This window comes from Modestobacter sp. SYSU DS0904, assembly GCF_054051115.1.
The window spans coordinates 1-12180 of the sequence record NZ_JBJHAQ010000029.1 but is presented as its reverse complement, the minus strand read 5'-3'; the positions used below and the strand labels follow the sequence as shown (position 1 = coordinate 12180).

General features: G+C 70.0%; 9 protein-coding genes. 3 read left to right on the top strand and 6 right to left on the bottom strand.

Features of this window, described 5'->3' with window-relative positions; genetic code table 11:
• Positions 1 to 14: 14 nt before the first annotated feature.
• From rpsJ to rpsL, 5 genes are all read right to left on the bottom strand, one after another.
• Positions 15 to 320, bottom strand: coding sequence for a 30S ribosomal protein S10 (rpsJ, locus tag ACI79U_RS16330; protein WP_014742859.1), 306 nt, complete (start codon positions 318 to 320; stop codon positions 15 to 17).
• Positions 321 to 442: 122 nt separating this feature from the next.
• A complete protein-coding gene (tuf, locus tag ACI79U_RS16325; RefSeq protein ID WP_457063882.1) occupies positions 443 to 1636 on the bottom strand; it encodes an elongation factor Tu in 1194 nt (397 codons plus the stop codon).
• 102 nt (positions 1637 to 1738) lie between these two features.
• Entirely contained in the window at positions 1739 to 3838 is a 2100-nt protein-coding gene (gene fusA / locus ACI79U_RS16320; protein ID WP_457063884.1) for an elongation factor G, read from the bottom strand.
• A gap of 87 nt (positions 3839 to 3925) precedes the next feature.
• Positions 3926 to 4396, bottom strand: coding sequence for a 30S ribosomal protein S7 (rpsG, locus tag ACI79U_RS16315; protein WP_457063886.1), 471 nt, complete (start codon positions 4394 to 4396; stop codon positions 3926 to 3928).
• A complete protein-coding gene (gene rpsL / locus ACI79U_RS16310) occupies positions 4396 to 4770 on the bottom strand; it encodes a 30S ribosomal protein S12 (protein WP_299952420.1) in 375 nt (124 codons plus the stop codon). The genes rpsG and rpsL overlap by 1 nt, the downstream gene beginning before the upstream one ends.
• Positions 4771 to 5493: 723 nt before the next feature.
• Between rpsL and ACI79U_RS16305 the strand changes: the two genes are divergently transcribed.
• The 3 genes from ACI79U_RS16305 (at position 5494) to ACI79U_RS16295 (ending at position 7955) form a co-directional block, all read left to right on the top strand.
• Positions 5494 to 6471: a hypothetical protein gene (locus ACI79U_RS16305; protein WP_457063889.1), complete on the top strand. Its 978-nt coding sequence runs from the start codon at positions 5494 to 5496 to the stop codon at positions 6469 to 6471.
• A gap of 63 nt (positions 6472 to 6534) precedes the next feature.
• Complete coding sequence (locus tag ACI79U_RS16300; protein ID WP_457063891.1) at positions 6535 to 6750, top strand: hypothetical protein; 216 nt, start codon at positions 6535 to 6537, stop codon at positions 6748 to 6750.
• A gap of 167 nt (positions 6751 to 6917) precedes the next feature.
• On the top strand, positions 6918 to 7955 hold the full coding sequence (locus tag ACI79U_RS16295) for an LLM class F420-dependent oxidoreductase (protein ID WP_457063893.1): 1038 nt from the start codon (positions 6918 to 6920) through the stop codon (positions 7953 to 7955).
• A gap of 156 nt (positions 7956 to 8111) precedes the next feature.
• On the opposite strand, the gene ACI79U_RS16290 is transcribed toward ACI79U_RS16295, so the two are convergent.
• Positions 8112 to 12011 carry a DNA-directed RNA polymerase subunit beta' gene (locus tag ACI79U_RS16290; protein WP_457063895.1) on the bottom strand — a complete coding sequence of 1300 codons (3900 nt, stop codon included), beginning with the start codon at positions 12009 to 12011 and terminating at the stop codon, positions 8112 to 8114.
• Positions 12012 to 12180: the final 169 nt, after the last annotated feature.

Below are 12180 nucleotides of genomic sequence, written 5' to 3'. Positions count from 1 at the left end.
TCTGGAAACAGCCCTTACTGGATGTTGACGTCGACCGAGGCCGGCAGGTCGATGCGCATGAGCGCGTCGACCGTCTTCGGCGTCGGGTCGAGGATGTCGATGAGCCGCTTGTGCGTACGCATCTCGAAGTGCTCGCGCGAGTCCTTGTACTTGTGCGGCGAGCGGATGACGCAGTACACGTTCTTCTCCGTCGGCAGCGGCACCGGGCCGACGACGCGCGCTCCGGTCTTCGTCACCGTGTCCACGATGCGCCGCGCCGACGCATCGATGGCCTCGTGGTCGTAGGCCTTCAGCCGGATGCGGATCTTCTGTCCCGCCATCGCCTGTTCTCGCTCCTGCCGATCGGTTGTGAAAGTTCAAGAGGGTCTACTGACCCGCAAGTGGGTCCGCTGACCCCGAGCAACGGGCGGCGGCCGAGGACCGGCCGCCGCCCGTCTGGGTGTTACTTGATGATCTTCGTGACCCGGCCGGCACCCACGGTGCGGCCACCCTCACGGATGGCGAACCGAAGGCCCTCCTCCATGGCGATGGGCTGGATCAGCTCGACGGTCATCTCGGTGTTGTCACCGGGCATGACCATCTCGGTGCCCGACGGCAGCGTGACGACGCCGGTCACGTCCGTGGTCCGGAAGTAGAACTGCGGGCGGTAGTTGTTGAAGAACGGCGTGTGCCGGCCACCCTCGTCCTTCGAGAGGATGTAGACCGAGCCCTCGAAGTTCGTGTGCGGGGTGATGGAACCCGGCTTGCAGATGACCTGCCCGCGCTCGACGTCCTCGCGCTTGATGCCGCGCAGCAGCAGACCGACGTTGTCACCGGCCTGGCCCTGGTCGAGCAGCTTGCGGAACATCTCGACGCCGGTGACCGTGGTCTTGGTCGAACCGGGGCGGATGCCCACGACCTCGATCTCCTCGGAGACCTTGACGATGCCGCGCTCCACGCGACCGGTCACGACGGTGCCGCGGCCGGTGATGGTGAAGACGTCCTCGACGGGCATGAGGAACGGCTTGTCGATGTCGCGCTCCGGCTCCGGGATCGCGGTGTCGACGGCGTTCATCAGCTCCATGAGCTTGTCGCCCCACTCGGCGTCGCCCTCGAGGGCCTTCAGCGCCGAGACGCGGACCACGGGGACGTCGTCGCCCGGGAACTCGTACTCGCTGAGGAGCTCACGGACCTCCAGCTCGACGAGCTCGAGGATCTCCTCGTCGTCGACCATGTCGGCCTTGTTGAGCGCCACGACGATGTAGGGGACGCCGACCTGGCGGGCCAGGAGGACGTGCTCCTTGGTCTGCGGCATCGGACCGTCGGTCGCCGCGACCACCAGGATGGCGCCGTCCATCTGCGCCGCACCGGTGATCATGTTCTTGATGTAGTCGGCGTGCCCGGGGCAGTCGACGTGCGCGTAGTGCCGGTTCTCGGTCTGGTACTCGACGTGCGCGATCGAGATCGTGATCCCGCGGGCCTTCTCCTCGGGCGCCTTGTCGATCTGGTCGAAGGCGGACGCCTCGTTGAGGTCCGGGTACTTGTCGTGCAGCACCTTGGTGATCGCCGCGGTCAGCGTCGTCTTGCCGTGGTCGATGTGCCCGATGGTGCCGATGTTGACGTGCGGCTTGTTCCGCTCGAACTTGGCCTTGGCCACTGGGTTCCTCTCTCCGTGTCTTCGCAGTCGTGCGCGTGCGTGGGGGTGGGCAGTGCTCGGGGCCGGCGGAGCAGGGGCGGGGAGCCCCTGCCCACCGGCCGGTTACTCGCCGGTCGCCTTGGCGATGATCTCCTTGGCGACGTTGGCCGGGACCTCGGCGTACGAGTCGAACACCATGGTGTAACTCGCCCGTCCCTGGGTGCGGCTGCGCAGGTCGCCCACGTAGCCGAACATCTCCGACAGCGGGACCAGGGCCCGGACGACGCGGGCGCCGGAGCGCTCCTCCATCGCCTGGATGGTGCCGCGGCGGGAGTTCAGGTCGCCGATGACGTCACCCATGTAGTCCTCGGGGGTGACGACCTCGACGGCCATCATCGGCTCGAGCAGGGCCGGGCTGGCCTTGCGTGCGGCCTCCTTGAAGACCATCGAGCCGGCGATCTTGAACGCCATCTCCGAGGAGTCGACCTCGTGGTACTGCCCGTCGATCAGCGTCGCCTTCACGCCGACCATCGGGTACCCGGCCAGGATGCCGTACTGCATGGCGTCCTGCATACCGGCGTCGACCGAGGGGATGTACTCCCGCGGGATGCGCCCACCGGTGACCGCGTTCACGAACTCGTAGGTCGGGCCGTCGGCCGCGACCTCGAGGGGCTCGACCGTGACCTGCACCTTGGCGAACTGGCCGGACCCACCGGTCTGCTTCTTGTGGGTGTAGTCGACCTTCTCGACCTTCTTGCGGATGGTCTCGCGGTAGGCCACCTGCGGCTTGCCGACGTTGGCCTCGACGCGGAACTCGCGCCGCATGCGGTCGACCAGGATCTCCAGGTGGAGCTCGCCCATGCCGGAGATGACCGTCTGACCGGTCTCCTCGTCCAGCTTCACCTGGAAGGTCGGGTCCTCCTCGGCGAGCTTCTGGATCGCGGTGCCCAGCTTCTCCTGGTCGCCCTTGGTCTTGGGCTCGATGGCCACCGAGATGACCGGCGCGGGGAAGGTCATCGACTCGAGGATCACCGGGCTCTGCGGGTCGCAGAGGGTGTCACCCGTCGTCGTCTGCTTCATGCCGTTGACGGCCACGATCTCGCCGGCGCCCACGCCCTGGCGCTCTTCACGCTTGTTGGCGTGCATCTGGTAGATCTTGCCGACGCGCTCCTTGCGGTCCTTGGTGCTGTTCAGCACCGGGGAGCCCGCATCGAGCTTGCCGGAGTAGACCCGGATGTAGGTGAGCTTGCCGAGGTGCTGGTCGGTCTGGATCTTGAACGCCAGCGCCGCGAACGGCTCGTTCTCGTCGGCGTGCCGCAGGACCTCGGTCTCGCCGTCGAGCGCGGTACCGACGATGGACTCGACGTCCAGCGGGCTCGGCAGGTAGTCGACGACCGCGTCGAGCAGGGGCTGCACGCCCTTGTTCTTGAAGGCGGTGCCGGTGATCACCGGGTTGACCTGGCCGGCGATGGTGGCCTTGCGGATCGCGGCCTTCAGACGCTCGGGCGCGATCTCCTCGCCGGCGAGGTAGTCCTCCATGAGCGCGTCGTCGAAGTCCGCGATGTTCTCGAGGAGCTTCTCGCGGTACTCCGCTGCCTGGTCGGCCAGCTCGGCGGGGATCTCCTCGATGGAGTAGTCCTCACCCATCTTGGTCTCACCGCGCCAGGTGAGCGCACGCATGAAGACCAGGTCGACGACGCCGATGAAGTCGGCCTCGGCCCCGATGGGCAGCTGCAGCACCAGCGGGTTGGCGCCGAGGCGCTCGACCATCATGTCGACGCAACGGAAGAAGTCGGCGCCCGTGCGGTCGAGCTTGTTGACGAAGCACATGCGCGGGACGCTGTACTTCTCCGCCTGCCGCCACACCTGCTCGGTCTGCGGCTCGACGCCGGCGACCCCGTCGTAGACCGCGACCGCACCGTCGAGCACGCGCAGGGAGCGCTCCACCTCGACGGTGAAGTCGACGTGCCCGGGGGTGTCGATGATGTTGATGTCGTGATCGGCCCAGGAGCACTTCGTCGCGGCGGACGTGATGGTGATGCCGCGCTCCTGCTCCTGCTCCATCCAGTCCATCGTGGCCGCGCCGTCGTGGACTTCACCGATCTTGTAGTTGATACCGGTGTAGAAGAGGATCCGCTCGGTCGTCGTCGTCTTGCCGGCGTCGATGTGCGCCATGATCCCGATGTTGCGGGTCTTGGCGAGTTGGGCCTCGTTCTGGGCCATTCCCTTACTCCTCTTCCTTCTCGTCCGTGCGCGGGGTCCGGGGGTCGCCCGGGTTCACCGCGGGCAGCGGCTGCTGGTGGATCGACGTCACCAGCGGTAGTGCGCGAAGGCCTTGTTCGACTCGGCCATCTTGTGGGTGTCCTCGCGGCGCTTGACCGCGGCACCGAGACCGTTGCTGGCGTCCAGCAGCTCGTTCATCAGGCGCTCGGTCATGGTCTTCTCCCGACGGGCCCGGCTGTACTGGATCAGCCAGCGCAGGCCCAGGGTGGTGCTGCGAGAGGGGCGGACCTCGATCGGCACCTGGTAGGTCGCACCACCGACGCGGCGGCTGCGGACCTCGAGGGCCGGCTTGACGTTGTCCAGCGCGCGCTTGAGCGTGACCACCGGGTCGGTGTCGTTCTTGGCGCGGGCGCCCTCGAGCGCGCCGTAGACGATCGCCTCGGCGATGGAGCGCTTGCCGTCGACGAGCACCTTGTTCACCAGCTGGGTGACCAGCTGGGACTGGTACACCGGGTCGGCGACGAGCGGACGCTTCGGCGCGGGGCCCTTGCGCGGCATTAGCTCTTCTCCTTCTTCGCGCCGTAGCGGCTGCGAGCCTGCTTGCGACCCCGGACACCCTGGGTGTCCAGCGAACCGCGGATGATCTTGTACCGAACGCCGGGCAGGTCCTTCACGCGACCGCCGCGCACGAGCACCATCGAGTGCTCCTGCAGGTTGTGGCCGACGCCCGGGATGTAGGCGGTGACCTCGATGCCACTGGTGAGGCGGACGCGAGCGACCTTGCGCAGCGCCGAGTTCGGCTTCTTCGGCGTCGTCGTGTAGACGCGCGTGCACACGCCGCGGCGCTGAGGGGAGCCCTTCAACGCCGGGGTCTTGGTCTTCTCGACCTTGTCCTCGCGGCCCTTGCGGACCAGCTGCTGGATCGTGGGCATGGGTGGCCTGGATCTCCTGCCTGCGCTGGATGGTGCTTCGAGAGTTCTGCTGACGGTGGTGCGGTGATCATGTGTGCCCGGTTCCCCGACCCGAGGCCGGTCGCGCCACACCGTCCGGCCCCCGCGTTCGGGCGTGTCGCCCTTCGCGAGAACCGGCCAGCTGTTCGGACCGGACTCGTCGCCCCCCGCGACTCGGCACGCCCGCCCACCTGGTGGTGGACCGGACCCCGGCACCCCGCCGGCGTGGCCGGCAGGCGCTCGAGTGCACCGCGAACGGGAGCAGGCCCAGATGAACCTGGGCACGGCTGACCACGATACCCGGGCATGTGGACCCGGTCAAAGCCGGGTCCCTCTGCCTGTGCGGGCACCGGACCAGCCGGTCGTCCGGAGAGCTCCGGGGGCGTGTCGGACATTCCTGACCGACTGCCACCCGGGCCACTCCCGGACGGACGGCGGGCTCCGGGTGCCCGGTCACCGCGACACCACGGGAGCGCTGGAGAACACGCACCCGGGGTCCGGCGGCGACCGGCCGGGACCGTACCTGCGGCCACTGTAGCCCCGGCCCCGGCGCGGTGTCCCTGCCGAGCGCACGTGTCGTCGACGACACCCACGGGCGGGCGCCCGGCGCGTTTCCGTCGGACCCCACAACTACGTTCGGTCTCGTCCCGGTGACGTCCTGCTCCTGCCGTCCTGCTCCTGCCGTCCTGCTCCTGCGAGGTGCCCGTGCTGCCCGACTCCGCCCGCGAACTGAAGCACCGGCTGTCCCGACGCCTCGCCGAGGGGCCGCCCGGCGTCGTCGCCCGGACCAGTGGGGCCGGCGCAGCCTGGAGCGGCGTCGCCCTGGGGCTGGCCCCGGTGGGTCCGGACCAGGTGCACCTGGCGGTCCGCGTCATCGGCCGGGCCGACGCCGCCGTGGTCCTGGCCGGCCTGGGCGAGGCGGCCCTCGCCGAGGTCGACGTCCGGGCGATCGGGACGGTCCGGGCGTTCCGCTCCCCCACCCCGGACGAGCTGCGGCTGCGGGTCCGCCCGCTGCGCCCCGGGTTGTCCGTCGCGCACGAGCGGGTGACCGCCGGGACGCTGGGCGGGTTCGTCCGACGCCCCGGCGCCGATGGCCTGCTCATGCTCTCCAACAACCACGTGCTCGCCGCGAGCGACGCCGGCTCGATCGGAGACCCGGTCCTGCAGCCGGGCACCGCCGACGGCGGTGCGACCACCGACCGGGTCGGCCGGCTCGGTGGGTCGGTGCGGTTCGAGGCCCGTCCGGGCAACCTGGTCGATGCCGCGGTGGCCGAGCTGGACCCCGGGATGGCGGCCGACCCCACGGGCTACCCGGGCGGCCCGCTCCTGGCGGTCGTCTGCGCGCCGGACGCCGTCGACCCCGACGAGCTGGTGGAGAAGGTCGGCCGCACCACCGGGCACACCCACGGCCGGATCACCGCCGTCGAGGTCGACGGGGTCGGCGTGCAGTACGACGACCGCGTCATCACCTTCGACGACCAGGTGGAGATCGAGGGCCTCACCGGCGCGTTCAGCGCCGGCGGGGACAGCGGCTCGGTGATCTGGCGGAGTGCGGACCGCGCCCCGCTCGGCCTGCTCTTCGCCGGCTCGGAGTTCGGCGGCAGCGCCGGTGGCGGGGTGACCTTCGCCAACCCGCTGGCCACGGTGCTGAGCCGGCTCGGCGTCGAGTGGGTGTCGGGGTGACCCCGGAGGGGTGAGGCGGCCGCACAGCTGTCCTCGGGCGCCTGGGCGGGGCACGATGGGTCCATGTCCGACCGTGCCGCCGCCAGGGCCGCCAAGCAGGCGCTGGCGTCCCGACTCGCTGCCGACCCCGGGATCGCCGCCGTCGGGCTGGCCCGCCAGGACGCCGGCTACGTGGTCCGAGTCGACCTCACCGACGCCGGAGCCGGGGCGCGGGTGCCGCACGACGTCGACGGCGTCCGGGTCGTCACGCAGGTGATCGGCGCCGTCCGCCCGCTCTGAGGCCCTGCGCCACCGGTGACGGGCCGACGGGCCGATAGCGTCCGGGCAGCGGCGCCGTCTGCCTGACGACCGCCCCGGGAGGTTCGCGGCGCACCACGCGCGAGCGCGGACCGGGGCGCGGCGTCCGGCCACGGAGAGCAGGGCGCCGCGGACGCCGAGGAGGGCGCATGCGCATCGGGATCCAGGCGAGCTACGCCGGGGACTTCAGGCAGACGGCCGCGGAGGTGCGCGACCTCGAGTCGGCCGGCCTGGACGTGGCCATGGTCGCGGAGGTCTACACCTTCGACGCGGTCAGCCAGCTGGGCTACCTGGCGGCGGTGACCGAGCGTGTGGAGCTGATGAGCGGCATCCTGCCCATCTACAGCCGGACTCCGGCGCTCATCGCGATGACCGCCGCCGGGCTGGACTTCGTCTCCGGCGGCCGCTTCACGCTCGGGTTGGGCGCCTCGGGTCCGCAGGTGGTCGAGGGGTGGCACGGCGTGCCCTACGACGCCCCGCTCCAGCGCACCCGGGAGATCATCGAGATCTGCCGCCAGGTGTGGCGACGCGAACGGCTGGAGCACCGGGGACCGAAGTACACCGTCCCGCTGCCCGCGGAACAGGGCACCGGTCTCGGCAAGCCGCTGAAGCTGATCAACACGCCGGTGCGCGACCGGGTGCCGGTGCTCCTGGCCGCCCTGGGTCCCAAGAACGTGCAGCTGGCCGCGGAGATCGCCGAGAAGTGGGAGCCGATCTTCTTCCACCCGGAGCGCGCCGCCGATGTCTGGGGAGCCTCGCTCGCCGCCGGCCGGTCCGAGCGTGATCCCTCGCTGGGCGACCTCGACGTCGTCGTCGGCGTCCCGGTGGCCATCGGGGAGGACGTCGAGCACCTGCTGGACGCCGTCCGCCCGGGGATCGCCCTCTACGTCGGGGGCATGGGCGCCAAGGGCAAGAACTTCTACAACGACCTGGCCCGGCGCTACGGCTACGAGGCCGAGGCGGAGACCATCCAGGACCTCTACCTCGCCGGCCGCAAGGACGAGGCCGCGGCCGCCGTCCCCGAGGACCTGGTCCGCGCCACCTCGCTGATCGGCCCGGAGTCCTACGTCGCCGAGCGGATCGCCGCCTTCGCCGAGGCCGGCGTCACCACGCTGAACCTGCAGCCGCTCGACGACAGCCGCGAGGGCCGGCTGCGCACCGTGGAGACCATGCGCCGGCTGTGCTGATCGCGATCCTCCGGATCGCACCGCGGTCCGGTGCCATCCGTGCCCGACCCCGCCCCACTTACGTCACATGACGGCGGACGCAGAGAGGCCCCGCACACCAGTGGTGTGCGGGGCCTCTCCGTCATTCAGCGCGTCAGCGCCAGGTCATTCAGCGCGTCAGCGCCAGTCGTACTCCTCGAGGCGGACCGCCTCGCCGGTGCCCGAGCCGAAGACCTCGGGGCTGTAGTACTGCCCGTCGTCGTAGCCGGCCATCGTGTAGACCGCGGCGCGGGCCTCCTCGGTGGGCTCGACCGTGATGTTCCGGTAGCGGCTGATGCCGGTACCGGCCGGGATCAGCTTCCCGATGATCACGTTCTCCTTGAGCCCGAGCAGGCTGTCGCTCTTGCCCTGGATCGCGGCGTCGGTGAGCACCTTGGTCGTCTCCTGGAACGAGGCCGCGGACAGCCACGACTCCGTCGCCAGCGACGCCTTGGTGATCCCCATCAGCACCGGACGGGCCGAGGCCGGCTCGCCACCCTCGGCGACCACCCGACGGTTCTCCGTCTCGAACAGCGTCCGCTCGACCAGGGCACCGGGCAGGAACTCCGTCGCGCCCGAGTCGATGATGGTCACCCGCTTCAGCATCTGCCGGATGATCACCTCGATGTGCTTGTCGTGGATCGACACGCCCTGGCTGCGGTAGACCTCCTGGACCTCGCGGACCAGGTGCAGCTGCACCTCGCGCGGGCCCATGATCCGCAGCACCTCGTGCGGGTCGACCGCACCCTCGGTCAGCTGCTCGCCGACCTCGACGTGGCCGCCGTCCTCGACCCGGAGCCGCGACCGGCGCGACAGCTTGTCGTAGACGACCTCGTCGGAACCGTCGTCCGGGGTGATGGTCAGCTTCCGGAACTGGTCGCCGTCCTCGATCCGGACGGTGCCCGCGAGCTCGGCGATCGGGGCCTTGCCCTTGGGGACGCGGGCCTCGAAGAGCTCCACCACACGCGGCAGACCGTGGGTGATGTCGGCACCGGCCACACCACCGGTGTGGAAGGTGCGCATCGTCAGCTGGGTGCCGGGCTCACCGATCGACTGGGCGGCGATGATGCCGACCGCCTCGCCGACGTCCACCAGCTTGCCGGAGGCCAGCGACCGCCCGTAGCAGGTGGCGCAGGTGCCCAGCAGCGACTCGCAGGTCAGGACGCAGCGGACCTTGACCTCCGCGACACCGGCGTCGACCACCGCCTGGATGAGCACGTCACCCAGGTCGGAGTTCGCCTGCGCGATGACCGTGCCGTCCGGGGCCACCACGTCGGCGGCCAGGGCACGGGCGTAGACGCTGGTCTCCACGTGCGGGTCACGGGTGACGACCCCGTCGAGCACGGTGCCGATCGGCATGATGACGCCGCGCTCGGTGCCGCAGTCCTCCTCGCGGATGATGACGTCCTGCGAGACGTCGACCAGCCGGCGGGTGAGGTACCCGGAGTCGGCGGTCCGCAGCGCGGTGTCCGCCAGGCCCTTGCGGGCACCGTGCGTGGAGATGAAGTACTCCAGCACGGACAGACCCTCCCGGAAGTTGGCCTTGATCGGCCGCGGGATGATCTCGCCCTTCGGGTTGGCCACCAGACCACGCATGCCGGCGATCTGGCTGATCTGCATCATGTTGCCTCGGGCGCCCGAGTTGACCATGACCCAGACCGGGTTGGTGGTGGGGAAGTTGTCCACCATCGCCTGGCTGACCTCGGCCCGCGCGCGGGTCCAGATCTCGATCAGCTCCGAACGCCGCTCGCCGTCGGTGATGACGCCGCGCTCGTACTGGCGCTCGATCTTGCGGGCCTCGTCCTCGTGCCGGTCCAGGATCGCCTGCTTGACCGGCGGGGTGACGACGTCGTCGATCGCGATGGTCACGCCCGAGCGGGTCGCCCAGCGGAAGCCGGCCGCCTTGAGGGCGTCCAGCGTCGCCGCCACCTGCACCTTCGGGTAGCGCTCGGCGAGGTCGTTGACGATCGCGCCCAGCGCCTTCTTCGGCACCTGGTAGTTGACGAAGCGGTAGTCCTCGGGCAGTGCCTCGTTGAACAGCACGCGACCCAGGCTGGTGGAGACGACGGCCGGCTGGCCGGGCTCCCAGCCCTCCGGGGCCTCCCACGGCTCGTTCGGGCCGTTGTCGACGCCGAACACCTCGTCGAGCCGGATGAGCACCCGCTCCTGCAGCCCCAGCGCACCCATGTCGAAGGCCATGACGGCCTCGGACGTGGTCGAGTACGACTTGGGCCGCTCGCCCTCGGGCACCTCGACCGACCCGCCGAGCGAGGTCAGGTGGTAGAGGCCCAGCACCATGTCCTGGGTCGGCGCGGTGATCGGACGACCGTCGGCCGGGCTCAGGATGTTGTTGCTGGACAGCATCAGGATGCGGGCCTCGGCCTGGGCCTCGGCCGACAGCGGCAGGTGCACCGCCATCTGGTCACCGTCGAAGTCCGCGTTGAACGCGGTGCAGACCAGCGGGTGGATCTGGATGGCCTTGCCCTCGACCAGCTGGGGCTCGAAGGCCTGGATGCCCAGACGGTGCAGGGTCGGCGCACGGTTGAGCAGCACCGGGTGCTCGGTGATGACCTCCTCGAGCACGTCCCACACGACCGGCCGCGCGCGCTCCACCATCCGCTTGGCGGACTTGATGTTCTGCGCGTGGTTGAGGTCGACCAGCCGCTTCATCACGAACGGCTTGAACAGCTCCAGCGCCATCTGCTTGGGCAGGCCGCACTGGTGCAGCTTCAGCTGCGGGCCGACGACGATGACCGACCGGCCGGAGTAGTCGACGCGCTTGCCCAGCAGGTTCTGCCGGAACCGGCCCTGCTTGCCCTTGAGCAGGTCGCTCAGGGACTTCAGCGGGCGGTTGCCCGGACCGGTGACCGGCCGGCCGCGACGGCCGTTGTCGAACAGCGCGTCCACGGACTCCTGGAGCATCCGCTTCTCGTTGTTGACGATGATCTCCGGCGCGCCCAGGTCGAGCAGTCGCTTGAGCCGGTTGTTCCGGTTGATCACCCGGCGGTACAGGTCGTTCATGTCGCTGGTGGCGAAGCGACCACCGTCGAGCTGCACCATCGGGCGCAGGTCCGGCGGGATGACCGGGACGCAGTCCAGCACCATGCCCAGCGGCGAGTTCTGGGTCTGCTGGAACGCGGCGACGACCTTCAGCCGCTTGAGCGCGCGCAGCTTGCGCTGACCCTTGCCGCTGCGGATGGTCTCGCGCAGCGAGATGGACTCCGCGTCGAGGTCGAAGCTCGCGAGGAGCTTCTGCAGCGCCGCGGCGCCCATGCCGCCCTCGAAGTACTCACCGAAGCGGTCGCGCAGCTCGCGGTAGAGGCCCTCGTCGGCGATGAGCTGCTTGACCTCGAGCTTGCGGAAGGTGTCCATCACCTCGTCGAGGCGGTCGATCTCCCGCTGCGACCGGTCGCGCAGCTGGCGCATCTCGCGCTCGCCACCCTCACGGACCTTGCGGCGCACGTCGGACTTGGCGCCCTCGGCCTCGAGCTCGGCGAGGTCGGCCTCCAGCTTCTGCTGGCGGGCCTCCACGTCGGCGTCGCGCCGGGTCTCCAGGTTGTGCTTCTCCGCGCTGATCTCGGCCTCGATGGTCGGGAGGTCGCGGTGCCGCGCCTCGTCATCGACCGAGGTGATCATGTAGGCGGCGAAGTAGATGATCTTCTCGAGGTCCTTGGGCGCCAGGTCGAGCAGGTAGCCCAGGCGCGAGGGGACGCCCTTGAAGAACCAGATGTGGGTGACCGGCGCGGCCAGCTCGATGTGGCCCATCCGCTCACGACGCACCTTGGCGCGAGTGACCTCGACGCCGCAGCGCTCGCAGATGATGCCCTTGAAGCGGACGCGCTTGTACTTCCCGCAGTAGCACTCCCAGTCCCGGGTGGGACCGAAGATCTTCTCGCAGAAGAGACCGTCCTTCTCCGGGCGGAGGGTGCGGTAGTTGATGGTCTCGGGCTTCTTCACCTCGCCGTGCGACCACTGACGGATGTCGTCGCCACTGGCCAGGCCGATGCGCAGTTCGTCGAAGAAGTTGACGTCGAGCACTGAGTGACCCCTTTCAGGGGCTAGTTACTGCACTTTCTGGTGTTGTCCAAGGAGGGCGCCGGGGGGGGGGGGGGGGGGGGGGGGGGGGGGGGGGGGCGCGCCCCCCCCCACCCCCCGCCCAGGGTCGCGGGGCCCGCGGGGGGTGGTCAGCACCTCCCCCCGCCCCCTC

Bases quoted from the DNA above. Each gene is read 5' to 3' on its own strand.
- rpsJ (WP_014742859.1), bottom strand. From the start codon at position 320: ATGGCGGGACAGAAGATCCGCATCCGGCTGAAGGCCTACGACCACGAG.
- fusA (WP_457063884.1), bottom strand. From the start codon at position 3,838: ATGGCCCAGAACGAGGCCCAACTCGCCAAGACCCGCAACATCGGGATC.
- rpsG (WP_457063886.1), bottom strand. From the start codon at position 4,396: ATGCCGCGCAAGGGCCCCGCGCCGAAGCGTCCGCTCGTCGCCGACCCG.
- rpsL (WP_299952420.1), bottom strand. From the start codon at position 4,770: ATGCCCACGATCCAGCAGCTGGTCCGCAAGGGCCGCGAGGACAAGGTC.
- ACI79U_RS16300 (WP_457063891.1), top strand. From the start codon at position 6,535: ATGTCCGACCGTGCCGCCGCCAGGGCCGCCAAGCAGGCGCTGGCGTCC.
- ACI79U_RS16295 (WP_457063893.1), top strand. From the start codon at position 6,918: ATGCGCATCGGGATCCAGGCGAGCTACGCCGGGGACTTCAGGCAGACG.